This is a genomic window from Streptomyces sp. NPDC004752 (assembly GCF_053601275.1).
This window is the reverse complement of the sequence record NZ_JBSGBN010000154.1, coordinates 1-22263: the sequence shown is the minus strand read 5'-3', so window position 1 is coordinate 22263 and position 22263 is coordinate 1. Positions and strand designations below refer to the sequence as shown.

General features: G+C 69.5%; 16 protein-coding genes and 2 pseudogenes. 5 read left to right on the top strand and 13 right to left on the bottom strand.

Features of this window, described 5'->3' with window-relative positions; all coding sequences use genetic code 11:
* Window positions 1–483: 483 nt before the first annotated feature.
* From ACWEKM_RS39955 to ACWEKM_RS39945, 3 genes are all read right to left on the bottom strand, one after another.
* Window positions 484–1098: an FMN reductase gene (locus tag ACWEKM_RS39955; RefSeq protein WP_451626204.1), complete on the bottom strand. Its 615-nt coding sequence runs from the start codon at window positions 1096–1098 to the stop codon at window positions 484–486.
* Window positions 1095–2237 (bottom strand): LLM class flavin-dependent oxidoreductase, encoded by a 1143-nt coding sequence (locus ACWEKM_RS39950; RefSeq protein ID WP_451626205.1) that lies wholly within the window; start codon window positions 2235–2237, stop codon window positions 1095–1097. The genes ACWEKM_RS39955 and ACWEKM_RS39950 overlap by 4 nt, the downstream gene beginning before the upstream one ends.
* Window positions 2238–2565: 328 nt before the next feature.
* Entirely contained in the window at window positions 2566–3144 is a 579-nt protein-coding gene (locus ACWEKM_RS39945; RefSeq protein ID WP_451626203.1) for a Dps family protein, read from the bottom strand.
* A gap of 253 nt (window positions 3145–3397) precedes the next feature.
* On the opposite strand from ACWEKM_RS39945, the gene ACWEKM_RS39940 reads away from it, so the two are divergent.
* Together ACWEKM_RS39940 and ACWEKM_RS39935 are read left to right on the top strand one after the other, a co-directional pair.
* The gene (locus ACWEKM_RS39940; RefSeq protein ID WP_451626202.1) at window positions 3398–4777 is read left to right on the top strand and encodes a dihydrolipoyl dehydrogenase family protein; all 1380 of its coding nucleotides are present in this window, start codon (window positions 3398–3400) and stop codon (window positions 4775–4777) included.
* Between the two features lie 50 nt (window positions 4778–4827).
* Window positions 4828–5955 (top strand): low temperature requirement protein A, encoded by a 1128-nt coding sequence (locus ACWEKM_RS39935; protein WP_451626201.1) that lies wholly within the window; start codon window positions 4828–4830, stop codon window positions 5953–5955.
* Between the two features lie 214 nt (window positions 5956–6169).
* On the opposite strand, the gene ACWEKM_RS39930 is transcribed toward ACWEKM_RS39935, so the two are convergent.
* The gene (locus ACWEKM_RS39930; RefSeq protein WP_451626200.1) at window positions 6170–7147 is read right to left on the bottom strand and encodes an alpha/beta hydrolase; all 978 of its coding nucleotides are present in this window, start codon (window positions 7145–7147) and stop codon (window positions 6170–6172) included.
* 526 nt (window positions 7148–7673) lie between these two features.
* Between ACWEKM_RS39930 and ACWEKM_RS39925 the strand changes: the two are divergent.
* Window positions 7674–8476 (top strand): annotated as a pseudogene (locus ACWEKM_RS39925) (amidohydrolase family protein); the annotation flags it as partial.
* Here ACWEKM_RS39925 and ACWEKM_RS39920 read toward each other — a convergent pair.
* The 9 genes from ACWEKM_RS39920 to ACWEKM_RS39880 form a co-directional block, all read right to left on the bottom strand.
* Entirely contained in the window at window positions 8415–8729 is a 315-nt protein-coding gene (locus ACWEKM_RS39920; protein WP_451626199.1) for a cytochrome ubiquinol oxidase subunit I, read from the bottom strand. The pseudogene ACWEKM_RS39925 and the gene ACWEKM_RS39920 overlap by 62 nt on opposite strands.
* A complete protein-coding gene (locus ACWEKM_RS39915; protein WP_451626198.1) occupies window positions 8723–9130 on the bottom strand; it encodes a cytochrome ubiquinol oxidase subunit I in 408 nt (135 codons plus the stop codon). The genes ACWEKM_RS39920 and ACWEKM_RS39915 overlap by 7 nt, the downstream gene beginning before the upstream one ends.
* A gap of 70 nt (window positions 9131–9200) precedes the next feature.
* A complete protein-coding gene (locus ACWEKM_RS39910; protein WP_451626197.1) occupies window positions 9201–10187 on the bottom strand; it encodes an AraC-like ligand-binding domain-containing protein in 987 nt (328 codons plus the stop codon).
* Between the two features lie 119 nt (window positions 10188–10306).
* Window positions 10307–11122, bottom strand: a complete 816-nt coding sequence (locus tag ACWEKM_RS39905; protein WP_451626196.1) for a carbohydrate ABC transporter permease — start codon at window positions 11120–11122, stop codon at window positions 10307–10309.
* 11 nt (window positions 11123–11133) lie between these two features.
* A complete protein-coding gene (locus tag ACWEKM_RS39900) occupies window positions 11134–12057 on the bottom strand; it encodes a carbohydrate ABC transporter permease (RefSeq protein ID WP_451626195.1) in 924 nt (307 codons plus the stop codon).
* Window positions 12029–13237: a sugar ABC transporter substrate-binding protein gene (locus tag ACWEKM_RS39895; RefSeq protein WP_451626194.1), complete on the bottom strand. Its 1209-nt coding sequence runs from the start codon at window positions 13235–13237 to the stop codon at window positions 12029–12031. Before ACWEKM_RS39895 ends, ACWEKM_RS39900 begins: the two co-directional genes overlap by 29 nt.
* Window positions 13238–13519: 282 nt before the next feature.
* Window positions 13520–14284 carry an alpha/beta fold hydrolase gene (locus tag ACWEKM_RS39890; protein WP_451626193.1) on the bottom strand — a complete coding sequence of 255 codons (765 nt, stop codon included), beginning with the start codon at window positions 14282–14284 and terminating at the stop codon, window positions 13520–13522.
* A 77-nt stretch (window positions 14285–14361) separates the two neighbouring features.
* Entirely contained in the window at window positions 14362–17106 is a 2745-nt protein-coding gene (locus ACWEKM_RS39885; protein WP_451626192.1) for a helix-turn-helix transcriptional regulator, read from the bottom strand.
* Window positions 17107–17304: 198 nt separating this feature from the next.
* Window positions 17305–20148, bottom strand: a complete 2844-nt coding sequence (locus ACWEKM_RS39880; protein WP_451626191.1) for an ATP-binding protein — start codon at window positions 20146–20148, stop codon at window positions 17305–17307.
* 636 nt (window positions 20149–20784) lie between these two features.
* Here ACWEKM_RS39880 and ACWEKM_RS39875 point away from each other — a divergent pair.
* The gene (locus tag ACWEKM_RS39875; protein ID WP_451626190.1) at window positions 20785–21621 is read left to right on the top strand and encodes an alpha/beta fold hydrolase; all 837 of its coding nucleotides are present in this window, start codon (window positions 20785–20787) and stop codon (window positions 21619–21621) included.
* A gap of 341 nt (window positions 21622–21962) precedes the next feature.
* Window positions 21963–22263 (top strand): annotated as a pseudogene (locus tag ACWEKM_RS39870) (DUF4232 domain-containing protein); the annotation flags it as partial.

The following is a 22263-nucleotide window of genomic DNA, read 5'->3' as shown; positions in this document are numbered from 1 at the left end:
CGTCACGCTCAGCCCCAGTCGGATCGGCGACATCGCCCGGGCCGCCCTCGTCCTCAACGGAATCTGGAAGTGATCACCGTTGAGAAAACCTCAGTGAGCCGGCGATGGTGGCGAGCGTGTGTGGTTCGGCGCGGGCCGTGTGCGAGCGGACGAAGTCGGCGCGCAGGCGCAGGACTTCGCGTGCCCAGCTGTCGAGGCGGCAGTAGCGGGCGGTGATGCGGGTGGCGCCGAGCGACCAGACGCGGTTGGGCTCGAAGTCGAGGTCGGTGGTGCGGGTGAAGCCGATCTCGGCGGTGTGCTGTTGTTCAGCCGTGAATCCAGCTGGGCTTTCCGGGACGTGCGGTCGCGTGCCAGGGCCTCGGCTCAGTACAGGGAAATCGGGCCGTCGGGAAGCCGGCCCTCGACGTAGCCGAGGGCACCGCGCCGCCGTCTGCCTGGGCGTCGGGCGCCGTTGGGGTGCCGCGGGGACGCGACGGGACGTGTTCAGTCGAAGCGCAGATCGGAGAGTTTCTTCCTGGACAGGGTCAGGTCGTCCTCGGGTACGGGATGAGTTGCTCTGGTGGCCAGGATGGAGGCCATCTCCCGGCCCGCCCGGCGGATGCGTGCGGGCATGCCTTCCGTGTGCGCGTCGCTGCCGGATCCCCAGTCCTCCGACGCCGCGTACACGCCGGTCGGGAGGACCATGGTCCGCAGGTAGGTGAAGAGGGGGCGCAGCGCGTGATCCAGGACAAGAGAGTGGCGGGGAGTACCGCCCGTCGCCCCGATCAGGACCGGCTTGCCCGCGAGGGCGCCCGGATCGATCAGATCGAAGAAGGACTTGAACAGCCCGCTGTACGAAGCGCTGAACACCGGTGTCACGGTGACCAGGCCGTCGGCGCTCGTCACCGCTTCGATCGCGTCGGCCAGCTGTGGTGGGGGAAAGCCGGTGACGAGGTTGTTGGCGATGGCGACAGCCAGGGCACGCAACTCGATGACATCGACTTCCGCCTTGTGGCCTTGATCGGCGAGCTCGTCGCGGACCGTGTCGGTGAGACGGTCCGCCAGGAGACGGGTGGACGAGGGGGTGCTCAGACCTGCGGATACGGCGACGAGCTTCATGCGGTGGTCACCCCTTCCGAAGAGATTTCCTGAGCGGAAGCGAGGAGCGACTCGTGGGTGGGGGCCTCCGGTGCGTCCGCCGGGCGGCCCTTGGCGAACTCCTTGCGCAGCACCGGTACGACCTCTTCGCCGAGCAGGTCGAGCTGTTCCAGCACGGTCTTCAGCGGCAGCCCGGCGTGGTCCATGAGGAACAGTTGGCGCTGGTAGTGGCCGGCGTACTCGCGGAAGGACAGCGTCTTGTCGATGACCTGCTGCGGGGAGCCGACGGTCAGCGGGGTCTGGTCGGTGAAGTCCTCCAGGGAGGGCCCGTGGCCGTAGACCGGCGCGTTGTCGAAGTAGGGCCGGAACTCCCGTATCGCGTCCTGCGAGTTGCGCCGCATGAAGACCTGGCCGCCGAGCCCGACGATCGCCTGCTCGGGCGTGCCGTGCCCGTAGTGGGCATAGCGTTCCCGGTACAGCTCGACCATCCGCTTGGTGTGGTCGGCCGGCCAGAAGATGTTGTTGTGGAAGAAGCCGTCGCCGAAGTAGGCGGCCAGCTCGGCGATCTCCGGGGAGCGGATGGAGCCGTGCCAGACGAACGGCGGTACGCCGTCCAGCGGGCGCGGGGTGGAGGTGAAGCCCTGCAACGGGGTGCGGAACTTGCCCTCCCAGTCGACGACGTCCTCCCGCCACAGTCGGTGGAGCAGGGCGTAGTTCTCGATGGCGAGGTCGATGCCCTGGCGGATGTCCTTGCCGAACCAGGGGTAGACGGGGCCGGTGTTGCCGCGGCCCATCATCAGGTCCACCCGGCCGTCGGCCAGGTGCTGGAGCATCGCGAAGTCCTCCGCGATCTTCACCGGGTCGTTGGTGGTGATCAGGGTCGTGGAGGTGGAGAGGATCAGCTTCTCCGTCTTCGCGGCGACATACCCGAGCATCGTGGTCGGCGACGACGGTACGAACGGCGGGTTGTGGTGCTCACCGGTCGCGAAGACGTCCAGGCCGACCTCCTCGGCCTTCAGCGCGATGGCGACCATCGCCTTGATGCGCTCGCGCTCGGTCGGCGTACGGCCGGATGGGGGTCCCCCCTGTTCGAGCGAAGCCGAGAACTTGGGGGAGGGGTCGGGCGTGACGTCGCCGACGCTGAAGATTCCGAACTGCAAGATTCCTCCGGTCATCAGGTGATCGAGTGGTTCTCGAACGGTAGGAGTCCCCTGCACGGCCGGGATGACTGTGCGTGCACGGGATGTGGTCCCGCAGCGTTCTCCTCGCGTGCCCCGGTCAGCGGAGCGGGGGGTGCTGAGCCCCGAGCCCCGAGCCGCGCGATTGCGGCACATGAAGGCAGCGTTCGTCGACTGGGCCGACTCACGAGCACGAAGACGATGTCATCGCGACCGAACTCGGCCCAGCGACGGTCCGTGCCCAGCTCGCGTGCAACTCCTCAGCTCGCGTGCAGCTCCTCACGTACGCCGGGGCAGCCGCGGCCCTTCCTCAAGCGCGGACCAGCGGTGTGTCGACCAGGTGCTCGGCCAGGAACCACGCCTGCCGTTCGCCGGTGCGGATCACCTGGGAGACCAGCAGGTCGATGGTGCCGTCGTCACCGTACTCGGCGGTCCGGGCGGTGGCGTCGTGCGCGTCGATGAGGATCGTCTCGTGGGCCTCCAGCAGCCGGGACAGCATGGCCGGCACCTCCTCCACCCCGTCCGGGGGCCGCGGGATCGAGGTGATCTCGGCGACGTGCCGCGGGTCTCCCACCGCGACGCCGCCCAGGGACTGGACGCGTTCGGCGATGGTGTCGATGATGTCGAGCAGTTCGCCCGCGTGCTTGTCCAGGACCAGGTGCAGCTGGTAGAAGGTCGCGCCGCGCATCAGCCAGTGATGCTTCTTGTAGAGGCCGTAGAGGATCTGCGCGTCCGCGAGGACCTTGTTCAGGCGCTGGCAGGAGTACATCCGCGCCTCGTAGGACAGGGCGACCGGGAACTGCTTGACGGTCCCGAACTCCTGGATCACCTCGCCCTTCTGGTGCAGCCAGGGCTGGCTGCTGTGCGGGGATGGCAAGTTGGTGGTCATGGCCGCCTCCTGCGGTGCCGTGCTGTGCGTACCCCGGTGACGCTAGGTGCCCGGTCGGGGGGTGACTTGACCTGCAGTGCATGCGGTGGTGCCCGCCAGCGCACGGTGCCGGTCCCTGTCCCGGCGCTGGGGCAGGGACCGGTGTTCGCTCTCGGTCAAGCATCCGTGCGCCGGCGGACTCGGGCCGTCTGCCGGCCGCTCTAGCGTCGGCCGGAGAGTCCATGCCCGAAGAGCCGGCGGAACGAGGAGAGGCATGAGCGCGCACGAGCAGGCGGATGTGGTGGTCGTCGGGCTGGGGCCGGGCGGCGAGTACGTCGCCGGCACGCTGGCCGAAGCGGGGCTGGACGTGGTGGGGGTCGAGGCGGAACTCGTCGGCGGGGAGTGTCCGTACTGGGCATGTGTGCCCAGCAAGATGATGATCCGGGCCGGGAACCTGCTCGCCGAGGCGGGGCGGATTCCGGCCCTCGCCGGTGCGGCGGTCGTGACTCCGGACTGGGCCAGGGTCGCCGGACGGATCCGTGCCGAGGCCACCGACGACTGGAACGACCAGGTGGCCGCGGACCGCTTCACGGCGAAGGGCGGTCGGCTCGTCCGGGGGACGGGGCGCCTCGCCGGACCGCGCCGTGTGGCGGTCGGCGACCGCGTCTTCGAGGCCCGGCGCGGTGTCGTACTGGCCACGGGTACCCGGCCCCGGATCCCCCCGGTGCCGGGTCTGGAAGGAACGCCGTACTGGACCAACCGGGACGTCATGGCCGCCAAGGAACTACCGGCGTCCATGGTGGTGCTCGGCGGGGGCGCCATCGGCGTCGAACTCGCCCAGGTCCTCGCCCGTTTCAGGTGTGCGGTCACCGTGGTCGAGGGGCAGGACCGGCTGCTGTCCAAGGAAGAGCCGGAAGCGGGGGAGCTGGCCGCTCAGGTGTTGCGCGCGGACGGTGTCACCGTCCGCACCGGCACCCGGGCACAGCGGGTCGGCCATGACGGCACCGAGTTCACCGTCCGTCTTGAGGGCGATCTTGAGGGCGAGGAACGGCTGCTGAGCGCTGAACGGCTCCTGGTCGCCACCGGACGCGAGGCCGACCTGACCTCGTTGGCGGTCGACTCGGTGGGGCTCGATCCGGCAGCGGGAGCCGTTCCCACGGACGGGCAGATGCGGGCCGGGGACGGGCTGTGGGCGGTCGGCGACATCACCGGCCGGGGCGCCTTCACCCATGTGTCGATGTACCAGGCTGAGATCGCCGTCCGGGACATCCTCGGGCAGCCCGGACCCGACGCCGACTACCGGGCGCTGCCCCGCGTCACGTTCACCGATCCGGAGATCGGGGTCGTGGGGCTGACGGAGCGTCAGGCGCGGGAGCAGGGGCTGTCCGTGCGCACCAGCGTGGTGTCCGTCGCCTCCGCCACGCGCGGCTGGATCCACGGGCCGGGCAACGAGGGGTTCATCAAGCTCGTCGAGGACGCCGACCGGGGCGTGCTGATCGGTGCGACCTCGGCGGGACCGGCGGGCGGCGAGGTGCTGTACGGGCTGAACGTGGCCGTCCATGCCGAGGTGCCCGTCGACCGGCTTCAGCACATGATCTACACCTATCCCACCTTCCACCGGACGATCGAGGCAGCCCTGGGAGCCCTCCGCTGAACCGCGCCCCGACCCCGCAGGCGGACCCGGGCGCCAGGCGGTGGCGCACCATGCTGGGCCGCGACCCCGGCGAACCGCATCGGACCGCCACCTCGCTGGAGCTCTTCTTCGACCTGTGCTTCGTCGTCGCGGTGGCGCAGGCGTCCACGAGTCTGCATGGGGCGCTGACGGAAGGGGACTACGGCAGCGGTGCGCTGCGCTTCGGGCTGGTCTTCTTCACCATCTGGTGGGCGTGGATGAATTTCACCTGGTTCGCTTCCGCCTACGACCCGGACGACGTCACATACCGGCTGACGGTCCTGGTGCAGATCACGGGCTCGCTGATCCTCGCCGCCGGTGTGCGCCGCGCCTTCGAGGACGGGGATCTGCACGTCATCACGCTCGGGTACGTCGTGCTGCGGACCGCGCTGGCCGCACTGTGGCTGCGCGCCGCGCTGTCCGATCCCGCCCGGCGGAAAACCACGCTGCGCTTCGCGGCAGGTGTGACGGTATGTCAGCTCGGCTGGGTGGGGCTGCTCTTCGTCCCGGCGCCGGTGCGGCTTGTGTCCATCGTGGTGATGATCGTGGCCGAGGTGTCCGTTCCCGTGTGGGCGCAGTCCGCCGGGATGACGCCTTGGCATCCGCACCACATCGCCGAACGCTACGAAAGTTTCACCCTCATCGTCCTCGGCGAGTCCGTCGCGGCCGCCACCGTCGCCGTCCGCGGCGCCTTCGAGCGGCATCAGGGCAACGGTGCGCTGTACGCGCTGGCGGCCGGCGGCCTGCTCATGGCCTACGCCATGTGGTGGCTGTACTTCGCCCGCCCCGCGCACACCTTGCTCGCCACGACGCACCAGGCCCACCGCAGGAGATTCCCCTGGGCCTACGGCCACTACCTGATCTTCGCCTCGGCGACCGCGGAGGGCGCCGGCCTGGCCGCGTACGCCGATCACGTCACGCGTCACACCGGTGCCTCGCCGACTGCCGTCGGCGCCGCGGTCACTGTTCCGGCGGCTGTTTTCCTGGTCACGGTGTGGGTCGTGCACCTACGGCCCCACCAAAGGAGCGCGGTCGAGCGGATTCCGTTCCCCGTCGCCGCGGTCGGCGTCCTGGCGGCCGCATGGTCCCCGGCACCGGCGCTGCTCGCCGGTGTGCTCATGGCGGGCCTGGTCGCGGTGGGTACGGTGCCGCGCCGGTGACCGGACCTGCTGCGGCGGAATCCCGACCCGCGGCGGGATCCCGACCTGTGCCAGGACGAAAGGGCCGCGCGGACGGGCACCGTAGGGGAAGTCCGTCCGCGCGGCCGCCATGCCGCCCGCCGCCTTGTCGGCTCGTCACACGTACCGCTTCGCGGATCGGCAGCCTTCTTGAGTGGCCGACCGGCACGACGGAACCGTCGATCGGAGCGTGGTGTCAGCCGGCGTGGAGCGCGCTGCGCAGGATGCCGGTGGCCAGCGTGATGGCGGCCTCGGCGGCGTGGGTCTCGCGCAGGGCGTTGAGCATCACGAAGTCGTGGATGATGCCCTGGAAGCGTACGGAGGTGACCGGGACGCCGGCCTCGCGGAGCTTGTTGGCGTACGCCTCGCCCTCGTCGCGGAGCACGTCGGCCTCACCGGTGATGACCAGGGCCGGGGGCAGACCGGTGAGCTGCTCGGTGGTGGCGCGCAGCGGGGACGCGGTGATCTGGGCGCGCTCGGCCTCGTCGGTCGTGTACTGGTCCCAGAACCACTGCATGCCGTCGCGGCGCAGGAAGTAGCCGGTGGCGAACTGGTGGTAGGAGCCGGTCTCGAAGTTCGCGTCCGTGACCGGGTAGAACAACACCTGCTGCACCAGCGGGAGGCCGCCGCGCTCCTTGGCCATCAGGGTGAGCGCCGCGGCCATGTTGCCGCCGACGGAGTCGCCGGCCACGGCCAGCCGGGAGCCGTCCAGGTCCTTCGAAGCGCCCTGCTCGACGACCCACTTCGCGACCGTGTAGTTCTGCTCGATGGCGACCGGATAGCGGACCTCGGGGGAAAGGTCGTACTCGGGGAACACCACGGCGGCACCGGCGCCGACCGCGAGCTCACGCACCAGACGGTCATGGGTGTGGGCGTTGCCGAACACCCAGCCCGCGCCGTGGATGTAGAGGATCACCGGCAGAGTGCCCTCGGCACCGGCGGGCTTGACGATGCGGGCCCGGACACTGCCCGTCGGACCGCCCGAGATGGTGATCCACTCCTCGTCGATCTGCGGCTTCTCGATCTCGCCTGACTGCACCTCGTCGACCGCCTTGCGGCCCTCGGCCGGGGGCAGGTCGAAGAGGTAGGGCGGGTTGGCCGTGGCCTCGGCGAACGCGGCTGCAGCCGGCTCCAGGACCGGCTGGACCGGTACGACGGCGTCGGAGTCGGACATGTGAGTCTCCCGAATTCGTGTGGTGCGCCGGTCTCTCCGGCGAGGTGAGGCGGCTCCGGGGCAGGCGCAGAGGTCTGCGGAGTCGTCGGTTGCCACGCTAGAGCGCTCAGGCGGGCCGACGTTGTTCGTGAGCGCACCGGAACTGACCCCACAGCGCATGGAGAGGCAAGTGCGGCAAGTGCACTGTGGGAACGCATCCCGTGCACTGCCGGGACATACGGACGTCTTGGCTCCACATAGCCTGGCGGCGCAGCAGCCGAGGGGCACCGGGCCGGGGCCGGGCCTGTGCCGCGCACGGAAGCCCCACCCGGAATGCTGATCGTTTCAGCTTCGGCGCAGCAATGGCGCATTCCCCGATTCTTCTACGCCGCGGCTGTCCACGCACATGCAAGTCCACGCACATGCAAGTCCACGCACATGCAAGTCCACGCACATGCAAGTCGATGCACATGTGATCGTCGATGCACATGTGATCGTCGATGCACATGCGATCGACGCCGTTCATCTCGCAGGAGGTTGTCGAAAGGTGTCCACGATGCCGGTCGGCGGGCTGGTTCCCCGCGCCACCGACAACGCCGCGGACCTGGTCGTCCGCAACGCGAAGATCCACACCGCAGACCCGGTCCGCCCGCAGGCCGAGGCGATCGCCGTACGCGAAGGTGTCATCACGGTTGTCGGCGACGACAACGACGTCGCCTCCCACGTCGGCCCGCACACAAAGGTGGTCGACGCCCTCGGCCGCCGGATGGTTCCCGGCCTCAACGACGCGCATCTGCATGTCATCCGAGGCGGGCTCAACTACGTACTGGAGCAGCGCTGGGACGGTGTCCCCACCCTGCGCCAGGGCCTGGCGATGCTGCGTGAGCAGGCCGCCCGCACGCCCAAGGGCCAGTGGGTACGGGTGGTGGGCGGATGGTCGGCCGAGCAGTTCGCCGAACGGCGGCTGCCGACCGTCGCCGAACGGCGGCTGCCGACCGTCGCCGAGCTGAACGCCGCCGCGCCCGACACCCCGGTGTTCGTCCTGCACCTCTACCAGTCGGCGGTGCTCAACCGGGCGGCTCTCAAGGCCGCCGGATTCACCCGGGACACCCCCGACCCCAGGGGCGGCCAGATCGTGCGGGGCCGGGACGGTGAGCCCACGGGCATGCTGCTGGCCGCCCCCAGCGCCCTCATCCTCTACTCGACCCTGGCCAAGGCCCCGGTGCTGGAAGGGGAGGACAAGAGACCTCCACCCGTCACTTCCTGCGGGAGCTGAACAGGTTCGGCCTCACATCGGCGATCGACGCGGCCGGGGGGTTCCAGAACTTCCCCGACAACTACAGCACGGTCGGCGTGCGAAGGGCAGCGCGCGCTGCTTGACCAGGTACCAGGCGGCGATCCCGCCGATGAACCAACTGGCGCTGATCAGCACCGCGAGCAGGATGTGCGGATACCGGTAGGCGAACGCCGGGTTGAACAGCACCTGCCACCAATTGCTCGCCCGGAACTGGCCGTCGACCTCGGTGAACCCTGCGGGGTCCTGCATCCAGCTGTTGGCGGACAGGATCCACGTCGTGGACAGCAGGGTGCCGACGACTAGCATCCAGCAGGCGAACGCCATGGTCCGGGGGCGCGCACGCGGCCGTCGCCGTACAGCATGATGCCGATGAACCCGGCCTCCAGGAAGAAGGCCGTGATGACCTCCATCCCGATCGTGAAACCGAGGATCGGACCGACCGCGTGGGCGTATCTTCCCCAGTTGAGGCCGAACTCGAACGTCATGACGGTACCGGCGACCACGCCGAGACCAAATCCGACCGCGAATATATTCTTCCAGGAACGGAATATCTGGAGGTACAGCGGATTTCCGGTTCTGAGATGGACCGTGTACATCACGGCCAGGAAGACGGAGAGTCCGACGGTCAGTGCGGGAAAGCTCATGTGGAAGATTGCGGTGATGGCGAACTGCCATCGCGAGATCTCCACCACGGCGGGCGACGCCACGGTTTCTCCTCTTTCCTGGTATTCCCCGGCTCCTACGGTTCGGGCGGGGGGCAAGGACCGGGCGTCGGCTTCAGTGTGCCGAGCCTCGGGTTTCGCGCCATTCACGTGGGGCCATTCCGTAGGCGGCCCGGAACACCCGGCTGAAATGCGCGGCACTGGTGAAACCCCAGCGGTGCGCCACCGCGGCGATCGTAGAGCCATTTCCATGGCGCGCCAGGTCGCGTCGGCACTCCTCCAGGCGACGCCGCTGGATCCACCGGCCGACAGTGACGTCTTCGCTCTCGAACAGTTTGTGCAGATAGCGCAGGGATATGTGGTGGGCCCGGGCGATGGCCTGCGGGCTCAGCTCGGGGTCCGCGAGATGACGGTCGATGAACGCCTGGACCCGCAACAGGAGCGCCCGCCTCCCGCCGGACGTGTCCGCGCTCGACCGGCCGAGTACCTCGTCGGCCAGCACGCCGAGCAGGTCCACGACGTTCCGGGCCATCAGCTCGCCGGTACGTGGCGGGTAGGTTCCCGCGCCGTCCACGAGACCGGACAGAAAGGGCGAGAGCAGACCGCCGAGGGGCGTGCCGGGGCCGAGCGGGGAGGCCGTGACGTGAGCCATGTCGGACTCGCTCAGGCCCAGCACGTCTCTCGGCAGGACGAGGGACTTCGTCCGGAAGGACTCGGGAAGATTCAGCCGGACGGGGCGCGCCATGTCGTAGACGAAGATGTCCCCCGGCCCGAGGACTGCTTCACGGCCGTCCTGTTCCAGTCGGGCGACTCCTCTGTCCAGCAGCTTGACGACCACGTACTCGTCTTCGCCGCCCTGCGCGACGAGTCGGCGCGTGCGCAGGGCGGACAGGCAGTCGCCGTCCACCGTGACGGCCTGGAGCCGGCCGAGCGATGTCGCCTGGATCGTGCCGGAATACACCTCGTCGGGGACGGTCATGTCCACGGCACCGAAGGTCTGGGACAGGGCTTCGCGCCAGTACGCCCGTCTGCGGTCGACGGGCAGCGAATCGGTGGTGTGGAAGCTGCCGGGGACGCTTCTTTCCAGGACATCCGGCGACATGATCTCCGCCCTTCAACCGGTGTGCTTTCGGAAACACCGTGTCAGCGGGGCCGGGTCGGCACATCGCGTGAATCCGCTAGATCAGGGGTGCACGACGGAGACGGAGAGGGGGCCGCCCCTTACTTGAGCGCTCCGCTGGTGGCGCCGGAGCCGATATGGCGCTGAGCGACGACGAGCAGTACGGCGGCGGGGACGGATGCCATGACGGTGGTGGCCATGATGGCGTTCCACTGGTTCGTGTGGGCACCGATGTACTGGTAGATGCCCAGGGTGATCGGCCGAACGGTCGGTGTGGTGGTCAGTGTGAGGGCGAAGAGGAAGTCGCTCCAGGTGAAGAGGAAGGTGAAGACGGCGGCGGTGATCAATGCGTTCCTGCTCACCGGGAGCACCACGGAGCGGAGAACACGCAGTCGGCCGGCCCCGTCCACCCGCGCGGCCTCGATGATCTCCTTGGGGATGCTTTGCATGAAGGAACGCATGACGATGATCGCGAAGGGAACCCCGGCCGTCGAGTCGGCGAGGATCAGTCCGAGGTAGGAGTTCAGCAGTCCCAGGTCGTTGTAGGCACCGTAGAGCGCGTTGGCCACGACGATGCCCGGCACCATCTGTGTGATCAGGATGCCGAAGAGCACGAGGTCGGTGCCGCGGAGGCGGAACTGAGCCAGCGCGTAGGCCGCCGGCGCGGCGAGCCCCAGGCTGAGGGCGACGCTGCCGAGGGCTACGACGAGGCTGGTGACGAGGTTGCGTCCCTGATCGCGCAGTGCGGTGACGTATCCACTGAGGTCCGGGTGGAAGGGGAACCAGTCTCCCCGCAGTGTGTTGCCCGCTGGCTGGAGGGAGGCGTTCACCATCCAGTAGACGGGAAACAGCATCAGCGCGAGCAGGGCGATCCCGACCACGGTGGACGGCCGGCCACGGCCCGGTGCGCGCTTCACGGGGGCACCTCTCAGACGTTTTGGGCGCGACGGTTGGCGCGCAGGTGGACGAGGGCGAAGGCGAGAGAGATGACGATGAGCACATTGCTCATCGCGGCACCGCGCCCGAACTCGAACTGCTGAAAGGACAGTTCGTAGGACTGGGTGGCGATGGTCTCCGTGGCGCCTGCCGGTCCCCCGCCCGTCACCACGAGGATGATGTCCAGCACCTTGACCGTGTAGACCACGCCCAGCACCAGCACGACATTCACCACGGGCCGCAGCAGTGGCCAGGTCACATGGCGGAACGACGCCAGCGGGCCGGCGCCGTCCAGCTTCGCCGCCTCGTACAGATGCGTGGGGATGTCCTGTAGGCCGCCGTACAGGATCGCGGTGTTGAAGGGGATGCCGACCCAGATGTTGATGAGGATCACCGACACCAGCGCCTGTGAGGTGCCGGTGAGCCAGGGGATGCCGGACGACGAGAGATGCAGGCCTCGCAGTGCCGCGTTGACGACTCCCGAGTCGGGGTCGAGCATCCACCGCCACGTCGTCCCGGAGACGACCAGCGGCAGCAGCCAGGGCAGCAACAGGAGCGAGCGCAGCACACCGCCCAGTGGGAAACGGCGCTGGAAGAACAGGGCGAAGGCCAGGCCGAGTGCGAACTGCCCGACGATCGAGCCGGCTGCGAACAGGACCGTGGTCAGCAGGGCCTTGGAGAACAGGTCCGACGCCAGGATCTTCGAGTAGTTCGCCAGCCCTACGAACGGCGCGGCACCCGTGTAGAACGTCGTGGTCGTGTACTGCTGAAAGCTCATCACGATGTTCTTGACGAGCGGGTAGCCGAAGAACAGCAGCAGGTATGCCGCGGCGGGCACGATGAACATCCACTGGGCCGACCGCTCCCACAAGCGCGCCCGGGACAGGTCAGTTACCGGTCGCGATCTGCTGCGCATGCCTGAGCGCTTCCTGCGGTGTCTGCTCGCCCGTCAGCGCGGACTGGATCGCCGTGTATATCCCGGTCGCTGCCTTGGGCCATCTGACGCCGAGCCGGCTGGTACGGGCACGTGCCGTTTCCACGCTCTTGGCGAAGGCAGCCATCGACGGGACCTGCTCGGCGTACTGGGCGGCCACCGTGGTGCGGGAGGGCACGGTGAAGTGCTGCTTGGCCAGGGCGAGCATGTTCGAGGACTTGTTCAGGCAGGCGAGGACCTGGGCGGCCTTCTTCTGCCGGGCCTTGGAAGGGCTCTGCGGGACCGTCCACACCTCACCGCCGAGCGGTGTGACCGGAGTCTGCCCGGTCCGGGGGACGGGGATGGGGGCCACTCCCCAGTGCAGGTTCTTGTCCTTGTTCAGGGCGGGGATCCGCCATGGCCCGTTGATCATCATGGCTGTCCTTCCGGCGGCGAACTGATCGTGGAGGTCGGCCTGGTTCCAGTTCAGCACCGACTTCGACATGGATCCGCTCTTCACCAGGTCGACCCAGAGCTGGAGTGCCTGCGCGGCCTGCGGGGTGTCCAGGTGCTTCTCGTCCCCGCCGTTGGACCACAGGAAGGGCAAGAACTGCCAGCTGCCCTCAAGCGTGGCGTTCGCGTCGACCGCCATGCCGTAGCGCCCGGGACGGGTCAGTTCGGCCGCCGCCGTCTTCAGCTCGTCCCAGGTCCTCGGTACGGCCACACCGGCCTCGGCGAGCATGTCCTTGTTGTAGAAGAGGGCGGTCGTGTTGACGTCGGGGGCCAGCCCGTACACCTTTCCCTCGTAGGTGCCTGCCGACAGGATGCCTCGGGCGAAGCCGCTGGAATCGATGCCGTACTGGTTCAGCGGGGTCAGCGCGCCGGTCCGGGTGATCTGCTGGAGGTCGGGGTTGTCCAGCATCAACAGGTCGGGAAGGGTCCGCGACGACGCCTGCTGCAGGACCTTGGGGACGAGCGACGCCACCGGAACGCTTGTCTGCTCGACCCTTACTCCGGCGGTCCTGCCGCAGGCGGTGAGTATCTCGCCCCATTGGCTGTGTTCAGGCTCGTCGGTGTAGTAGTCGAGCGCGGTGATGGAGGTGACCTTGCCGGTGGCGGACCCGGCACCCGTTCCGCCACCGCACCCGGTGGCGGTCAGTACCAGGGCGATGGTTCCGGTCAAGAGAGCGGCTGTCCGCCGCCCCGGCGGTCTGGCCGGGTAGATCATGCTGGTGCCTTTACCGAGTGACTTCTGTGGCCGGGGCCGGTGTCGCACGGTTGGGCGGACTCCGGGGGTGCCGTCGACATGACGCATACCGGCATCTTTCGTTCGAACGCATGCTATAGGGCTCCGGGCGGCCGATGGCGAGGAGGGTTCAGAGCAGGGTTCCAGAGGACCGTCCTTCCGCGGGACGCGGCGGCGGTCCCGGGTACCCGAAGTCGTGTGATCACCTCTTTCACCTGCTCAGAAGGGCTGTCGGAGCCCGTGGCCGACGCCGCGACCGGTGCCCTGCTCACAGGCTTCCCGGATCATCGCCACCACGGCGTCGGGCTGCGACAGCACAACGGCGTGCGAACCGTCCACCAGGTACTCGGTGGCCGCCATGCGTTGGGCCATGAAGCGCTGAGCAGTGGGGTTGAGCATCCGGTCGGCGGTCGCGATGGCGTACCAGGACGGCTTGGCGGCCCAGGCCGGCGGGCCCGATCTGCCGGTCAGCGCGCTCTGCGCGATCGGGCGTTGCGCCACGGACAGCACATGGTTCACATGCGGCGGCAGGTCGGCGGCGTACACCTGCGGGAACTGTTCCTCCCTGATGTAGACCTCGCTGTCCGGGCCGCCGGAAAGCTGCGCCGGAAGGGCGGCGGTGAGGGTCGCGTCGGCCGATGGCATGAGGGGAAACCGGCTCGTGATGTCCAGGACGCACTCGCCCGCGTCGAGGCCGAACGCCGCGACGTAGCACAAGGCCACGACGTTGTCGGCGTCGGTGGCGGCGTGGGTGATGACCGCACCGCCGTATCCGTGGCCGACCAGCACGACCGGGACATCGATGTCACGGACCACGCTCCTCATGTAGGCGGCGTCCTGCGCCAGGCCGCGCAGCGGGTTCGCCGGGGCGCGCACCGTCGAACCGGCCGCGTGCAGGAGGCTGATGACCCGCGCCCAGGATGAGGCATCGGTGAACGCCCCGTGCACAAGCACGATGGTCGGCGATGGGGGGACAGGTGGCATGGCGGTGCCCTCCGATTGAGTGTGCGGTCCCAGCCAAGTGGGTTCAGGCACGGAGGGGCATCGCGTGAACGTACCAATCATCCACGGGTCCGCTCGGTGTCGGGCAAGGCCATGACCAGGTTGGCGAGCTGGACCCGGGAGTTCACCGCCAGCTTCCGGAAGGCGGAGGTCAGGTGCGTGTTGACCGTGTGCGGGGAGACGACGAGCAGGTCGGCGGCCGACCGGTTGGTGTGGCCCTCGGCGATCAGGCGCGCGACCTTCTTCTCCGAGGCCGTCAGGGCCCTCCATCCCTGGACGGGGCGCTGCTCGGGCGCTGCCCTGCGGCGGCCGGCTCCCGCACCGTCCAGATCGCGTTGCAGGCGTGCCGCCGCGGCGTGGGCGCCTGACTCGGCGAACATGCGATGGGCCTGCGTCAGGGCGGCCACCGCCTGGGATCTTCGGCCCGTTGTCAGGAGTGCCTGTCCGAGGTCGGCGTAGGCGGCGGCCCGGACCAGCGGGCGGGGGCTTGCCTTGAGCAGTGTTACGGACTCTTCCAGCAGGGCGAGATCGTTTTTCACGAGTCCGAGGGCCTGGGCCGCGATGCCGGTGGCGGTCGGCACGGCGGGGTTGCGTTCGGCATGGGCCTCGGCCTGTGCGGCCAGGTCCTCGGCAAGCTGGTGGTCGGCGCCGCGCAGGGCCATCCGTATCGCGGAATCGACCCAGTCGCGCAGCAGCCGCCAGCGCATGAAGGAACCTTCCTGCTGCACTTGGCGGATCTTGTCGACGGCGAGCCCGATGTCCCCGTCGGCTTCGGCGTGGACGGCTTCCAGGAAGCGCACCGCGGCCGTGTTGCCCGGGTTCGGTTTGACCGCCAGTCGTTCCCGCGCTGCGGCCAGGTGCTCCCGCGCCGCTTCCCGGTCGCCACGCAGCAGGGCGATCCGGGAGCGGATCACCCGACCGTTCACCTGCTGGACGGGTACCTGTACGTCGTCCTCCAGGCGTTCCATGGTCGTCAAGTCGGCGTCGGCGTCGTCGAGCAGCCCGAGCCCCAGGTCATGCTGGCCCTCGGCCCACAGCATCATCGCCTGACGCATCGCCCCGGCATTGTCCGTCGTCTGTCTGAGCAGTCGTCCGCCGGACGCGAAGTCGTCCATGTGCAGGCGCGCGACGATCTCTTCGGGAAGGAAAGCGGCATCGATGGTGCTGAGCGCGGCGAAGCGCTCCAGCGCGACCGCGTTCTCACCCGCGTTCTGCGCGATCTCGCCGAGCCCGGACAGGGCCAGGACGTGCGCCTCCCGGTCACCGATCGCGGTGGCGGCACGCAGCGCGGTCTCACCGGCCGCACGCGCCGCGACAAGATCATCGCCCCGGGACAGAGCCAGCGCCCGCAGGGCGGCCAGCCGCGCCCCCGCCTCCGGGGCGGCGCCTGTGACGACGAGGGCCGATTCGGCCCGGCGGCGCAGCTCCTCGGCGAGATCCATGCTCCACAGCGTCCCGCCGAGGGCGGCCTGGAGCCGGCTGAACACCTCCAGCGGCGGTCGACAGGCCAGCAGCCGGTCGCCGGTCGACAGCGCTTCGCGACTCCGGCCGGCCCGAGTCAGACAGAGGATCGCCTGCTCACCCACGTCGAACCACAGCGGCCGTGCGGACGGCACCAGTTCCAGGGCGCGCGTCATGAGGTCGGCCGCGAGGCCCGGCGTGACCGGCAGCACATCCTCAGCGGCTCGCCGCAGCAGCGCCACGGCCTCCTCGTCGCCGGGCAGGGCGCCTCTGAGGATGTGCGGCACCGCGTCGATCGGCCGGTGGCCCGCGGCGACAAGGTGGCCGGCCGCCTCCCGGTGCAGGGCCTTCCGGGCTGACGGCGGGACGTCGACGTAGACGGCCTGGCGCAGCAGATCATGTCGGAAGACCAACTGGTCGCCGTCGTCGTCCAGCAGTCCGGCGCGCATCGCCTCCTCAAGCGCCGAGATCAACGCGGCGGGTGGCCGGCCATACAGCGCGGCGGCGTCGTAGAAGCCGAACCTGCGCCCCAGCACGGCTCCCATCTGAAGGAAGCGCAGGGTGCTGGGCTGCAGGGATCTGAGTCTGCCGCGCACACCCACCACGAGCGTCGAGGGCACCGGATCACCCGAGGCTTCGGCGGTTCCCAGCCCCGCGAGCATCTCGACCGCGAGAAACGGGTTCCCTCCGGCCCCGTCGAGCAGGTCCCGTACCCGCTCGTCGACGGCTGCCCCCAGGGTGTCGTCGGCCAGTTGGCGGATGGCCGCGCTGGACAGCGGCCCCAAGGGCACAGTGACCGTCTCAAGCCCGTCGGCCGCGGCCGCAAGGATCTCTTCCGTCGGCCCGGCGGAGTCCGGTCGCCCGGCCAGCATCCACAGCACCGGCGAGGTCCGCAGACGTGCCGGAAGCTGCTTCAGGGCAAACCGGCTGAGCGGGTCGGTCCACTGCACATCGTCCAGGCCGATCAACACCGGCGCACTGCCGGCTCTGGCTTCGATCGTCTCCGCGAGCCGCTCCACCAGCCAGATCCGCTGATCCTGATTCCGCGCGAGATCGGCGAAGGCGTCGCCGGACAGCAGCGGCTGGTCGCCGTGCAGGACGCAGGCCGCCAACGACGAGAGGGGCACAATGTGATGCAGCTCATCGGCCTTGCCGAGGCCGACGGAGAATCCCGCTGCCCTGGCCATGGTGACGGCCTCGGCGAGCAGCGTGGTCTTGCCGATGCCCGGTTCCCCCTGGATCAGGGCCAACCCGCCGCTTCCGGTGCGGGCCACCGAGGCGATCAGTGCTCGAAGCTCTTCGAGTTCGGCCTCTCGACCCCGCAGACCGCTACGGGTCAGCAATCCGCCTGACCCCACCACTTACGTCCCTTCCGGCCCGTACTCGCCTGCCGGAGCCGGGCTCAATTCCCATGCCGATGGGCGATCGTACCGTTCGGCAACAGATCCCTTCCCCAGCGTGGAGATCCTGCCAAGGGGCCGTGGACGCGCGCATCACACGAGTCCGGCCGATCGTGAAGGCAGGCATGGGATGCGAAGGAGTCACTCTGTGTGTTCGCGTACGTCCACCAGCTGGGCGAGTTCGACCCGGGAGGTGATGTTCAGCTTGGTGAACGCGTGCCGCAGGTGTGAGCTCACGGTGTGCGGTGAGATCGCGAGGCGTTCCGCGGCCTGCCGGTTCGTCATGCCTTCGGCCACCAGCCGGATCACCGCGACCTCCGAGGCGGTCAGCTCCGGCCACACCGTGACGGCCCCCTTGGACGTCGTACGGCGCCGGGGTGCCCCCAAGGCCCGCAGACGACGGCGGACGCGAGCGGCGTCCCGCTCGGCCCCGGCCTGGGTGTAGAGGTCGAGTGCCTGATCGAGGTGGGGCACGGCGTGGACGACGCGCCGTGCGGCCAGCTTGCGCCCGGTGTCCTCAAGCGCCGATGCCCGGGGAATCAGCCGAGGGATGCCCTTGTACGACTCGACGGAGCGCAGGAGGAGAACGAGGTCGTTGTCGAGCAGTCCCCGGGCGTGCGCGGCTGCCGCCGCCAGGATCGGGAACTGCGGGTTGAGGGCTGCCCGGCGCTCCGCCACGGCGGCCGCGGCCGCGGCACGTTTCGGTGCGCCGGCCCGCAAGGCCATGCGTACGAAGACGGGCGCGTCGGCCGGATCGTCCGGGCTGGCCAGAGAGGGGCCCTCCAGACCGAATGTCCCGAAGGATTCGTCGAGCAGCGCCATGGCCCGGCCAGGATCTTCTTCGGCGTCCGCCACCAGCGCCAACAGCCAGGAGCCGACGTTGCGCATGAGGATCGCCGGGTCGTTCAGCATCCGCAGCACGTCGGCGGCGTACGCTCTCGCCGCCTTCAGATCGTTGGTGTGCAGGGCGACGCGTACCAGCGTGTACAGGAGGGTGGTGTCGGCGAAGTTGCCCATGCTCAGCTCGTCGGCCATCGCGGACGCGGCCTCGGCCTCGGCCCGCGCATCCGCCAACCGGCCCGCGTCCAGTAGCGCCCGGGACCTGTTCATGGTCCACAAGCCCATGGCCGCGGCCTGGCCCTGCCGCTGGGTCTCGCGCACTCCGGCCGCGGACGCGGCGAGTGCCTCGGCCGAACGGCCGGCCGCGTTCAGCAGGAACGCCTTCCACAGCGCCTCCGGCACCCACAGCGAATCGGCGAACCCGACGTCGGCCGCCAGGGCCGAAGCCCGGTCCGCACACTCGAACGCGGCACTCCAGTCCATCTGGTAGAACCGCACGACCGAGTCGACGGCGATCGCGGTGGCCTCGGCGGCCTTGTCCTGAGCCTGCGCCGCGGCCCGCAGGGCATCGGACACGGCGTGGGCGGTCGCCGCGAAGTCCCCCACCATCGTCAGTTCGAGGGACCGCAGCGCAAGCAGCTGTGCCCGCAGCGAGGCCGGGATACCGGGCAGAGCGGCTCCGGCCTCGGCCTGCCGAGCCGCCTCCGTGAAGTCGTACTGGCCGCACACCCGCGCCAGGCCGAGCCGCAGCCGCGCTTCGGCCTCGGGCTCCATGCTGCCGGGCAGGGCAGCGGCGGCAAGGCCCCTGGCCTCGGCCGACTGTCCGGTCTGCCAGAGCAGCAGCATCGTCTCGGCGATGATCGTCGGCCGCTCGGGGTCCTGCTCGGCGGTGAGTTCCAGCGCCTGGCGGCTGAGTTCCACCGCTGACGACGGCGCGGACGTCGCGAGTACCGCCGCGGCGGCTCTCAGCAGCTCCACGGCCCTGCGGTCACCCGGCCCCGCACCGTCCAGGAGCAGGGCGGCCGCCTCGGTGACCGGTGCCCCGCGGGCCAGCAGGATGTCGGCGGCATGGCACCGCAGAGCCCGGCGTACGGACAGGGGCAGGCTGCCCTCGACGGCCTCGCGGATCAGGTCGTGGCGGAACAGCAACCGGTCGTTCCGTTCGACGAGCAGATAAGAGTCGAGGGCCTCCTCCAACGGTGCGATCAGCGTCGCCGCCGGCTTGCCGAGCAGCTCGGCCAAGAGGTCGACGGTGACCGTGCGGCCGACCGCGGACGCGGTCTGCACGATCTCCCGGGTCGGTTCGGAGAGCTGGTCGAGACGCTGTCGTACGGAGGTCTGGAAACGGTCGGGAAGGCGCCTGCCCGTCAGACGCGCCACGTCGTTCTCGACGATCACCGAGTGTTCGTCGCGCATGCCGCGGAGCAGTTCCACCAGGAGCAGGGGCACGCCCTCCGCCCGGCGGGCGGCGCTCAGCGTCGCCGGATCCGGAGGCGCTCCCAGTACGTCTTCGGTGATCTGGGCGACCGCGGTGTCGGACAGCGGTCCGAGCCGGAGCAGATGGGCACCGGCCTGATCCAGCCGGTCCAACGTCGTCCGCACGCCAGGAGTCCTCGTGCCGCTGCGGACGGCCACCAGCCACAGGATCGCATGGGAGGACAGGCGGGCCGAGAGCGTGCGCAGCGCGAGGAGTGTCACATCGTCCAGCCATTGGACGTCGTCCAGGACGATGACCAGGGCCCTGCTGAGCGCCGCCTGTTCCAGCCGGTCCTGCAGCTCCTGGAGCAGCCAGAACCGCTGCTCGGGCGCCGCCGCCAGGTCACGCAGCTTGTCCATGTCGAACAACGGCTCGGTGCCCGTCAGCAGACCGTCCAGCAGCGGGCCCAGCGGAACGAACTGGCCGTCGGGATCCGCGCCTCCCCGAAACACCCTCAGCCCACGGCGCACCGCGACGGCCTGCGCCTCCGACAGGAGACGGCTCTTGCCACTGCCGGGCGCGCCTTCGACGCACACGATGCCGCCGCGGCCCTGAGCCAGCGCGTCGAACCGCGCTCCGATGAAGTCCAGCTCCTCTTCCCTGCCCCGTACAGGTGGCTGCTCGTCACCGGGCCCGTCAGAAGGGAACGGCTGCTGAAAACGGTCCAAGCGGGGTCCCCGTACGAGTGCGTGACTGGGATATGAGTGCGTGGCTGGAAGGAGACGGAATCTGTGGAACCGGGTGAGTGCTGCCTCAGCGTGCCCGGCCCCTTCGCCCGGGAAACAGCACCGTCCCATCCCGCGAGATGCCCTCTCACCTGCATCTTAAGAGCTGCGAACAGAATGGGCGCCCGGCGCGCGACGCCTGGCACGCACGCTCGCGGCGTTGCCGAAACGCCCTAGTAGCTCCGCTACGAGGACCTTCCGGCGCCTTGCGATCGCACGCACCAGACGCCGCACGCTGATCGGACTCCCATTCTGTTCGCAGCTCTAAGTCGGACCCGGCCTGACCGGCGGCGGAGCGGCCGTCCCGGGGCAGCGGTGCTCCTGACGGCCCCGGGCATCGGCGAGGAGGCGTCGGGATGACGCGGGCGAAGCCTGACACCTCCAGGCAATAAGCGGTGCACTTGAGGACAACGGGCGGCAGAACTTTCGGCCTAGCGTGCTGACATCCCGCGCCGCGCATGCGCCGCATGCCCGGACGTCGGCAGCCGATGGGCCGATGCCGTCCGTGCAGCACCCTCCCTCGTCGAGACGGAGTGTGGTCCTGCGCGCGCCAGTCACTCCGGACGAAGGAACGAGACCTTGCCGTACATCACCGTGGGCCAGGAGAACTCCGCCACCATCGATCTCTACTACGAGGACCACGGCACCGGGCAGCCGGTCGTCCTCATCCACGGTTTCCCGCTCGACGGCCATTCCTGGGAGCGGCAGAGCGCCGCGCTGCTGGACGCGGGCTACCGTGTGATCACCTACGACCGCCGCGGGTTCGGACAGTCCAGCCGGCCGACGACCGGGTACGACTACGACACCTTTGCGGCCGACCTGAACACGGTGCTGGAGACCCTCGATCTGCAGGACGCCGTACTGGTCGGCTTCTCCATGGGCACCGGAGAGGTCGCCCGCTACGTGTCCGCCTACGGCTCCGCCCGGGTCTCCAAGGTCGCCTTCCTGGCCTCGCTGGAACCCTGCCTGCTCAAGACCGACGACAACCCCGACGGGGTCGCCCCGAAGGAGTTCTTCGACGGCATCGTCGCAGCCGTCAAGGCGGACCGCTACGCGTACTACACCGCCTTCTACAAGGACTTCTACAACCTCGACGAGAACCTTGGCACCCGAATCAGCGAGGAGGCCCTACGCAACAGCTGGAATGTCGCGGCGGGTGGCGGTTTCTTCGCGGCCGCCGCTGCGCCGTCCACCTGGTACAGCGACTTCCGCGCCGACATCCCCGCCATCGACGTACCGGCCCTGATCCTGCACGGCACGGGCGATCGGGTCCTTCCCATCGAGGGAACCGCGCGCCCCTTCCACAAGGCGCTCCCGTCCGCCGACTACGTGGAGATCGAGGGCGCCCCGCACGGACTGCTGTGGACCCACGCGGAAGAGGTCAACACCGCGCTCCTCGCCTTCCTGGGGAAGTGACCCGACCGCAGGCCCGCCCGGCGGGCCTGCGGACCGAGGTGAGCGGCGCCGTGCCGATTCCCCCTTTCGCATGCCGCGTGAGCTTCCGCTATGCCGTGTGAACTTCCGTGTTGCCGATACGGGAGATCAGGGCGTGGGTCTGCGCCCCTGACACCCGTTCCTGCCTTGCGCCGTGTCCCGTTCGGGTGTTCCAGGGGCACTGGATTCGCCCTGCTCAGAGCCTGTTCCGGCGTTCCAGCGTCCCCAACTGCCCGCCGTATGTGGCGGCTGGGACGGAGCACCCCACAAGCTCCAGTCATCCGAGCACCACACCCACCCGAACAGCGAAGGGGCACGGCACCATGTCCGGCATCCGAAACTCCCGTACCCGTCTCATCGGCGCCGCCGCCACCGTCGTACTCGCCGCGCTCTCCCTGACCGCGTGCAAGGACGGAACCGGCCTCACCGACGAGGGCGCCTCGACAGGCGCCTCCGCGGGCACCTCCGGGACCGCGTCGCACTCCGCGGACACCCCCGCATCCGACACCCCCGTCTCCGATGCACCCGTCTCCGATGCGCCCGGCTCCGGCGCGTCCTCGCCGTCCGCCGACGGCCGGTCCGGGGCGTCCGACCGCTCGAAGCCCGGGGCGAACTCCGGCGCCA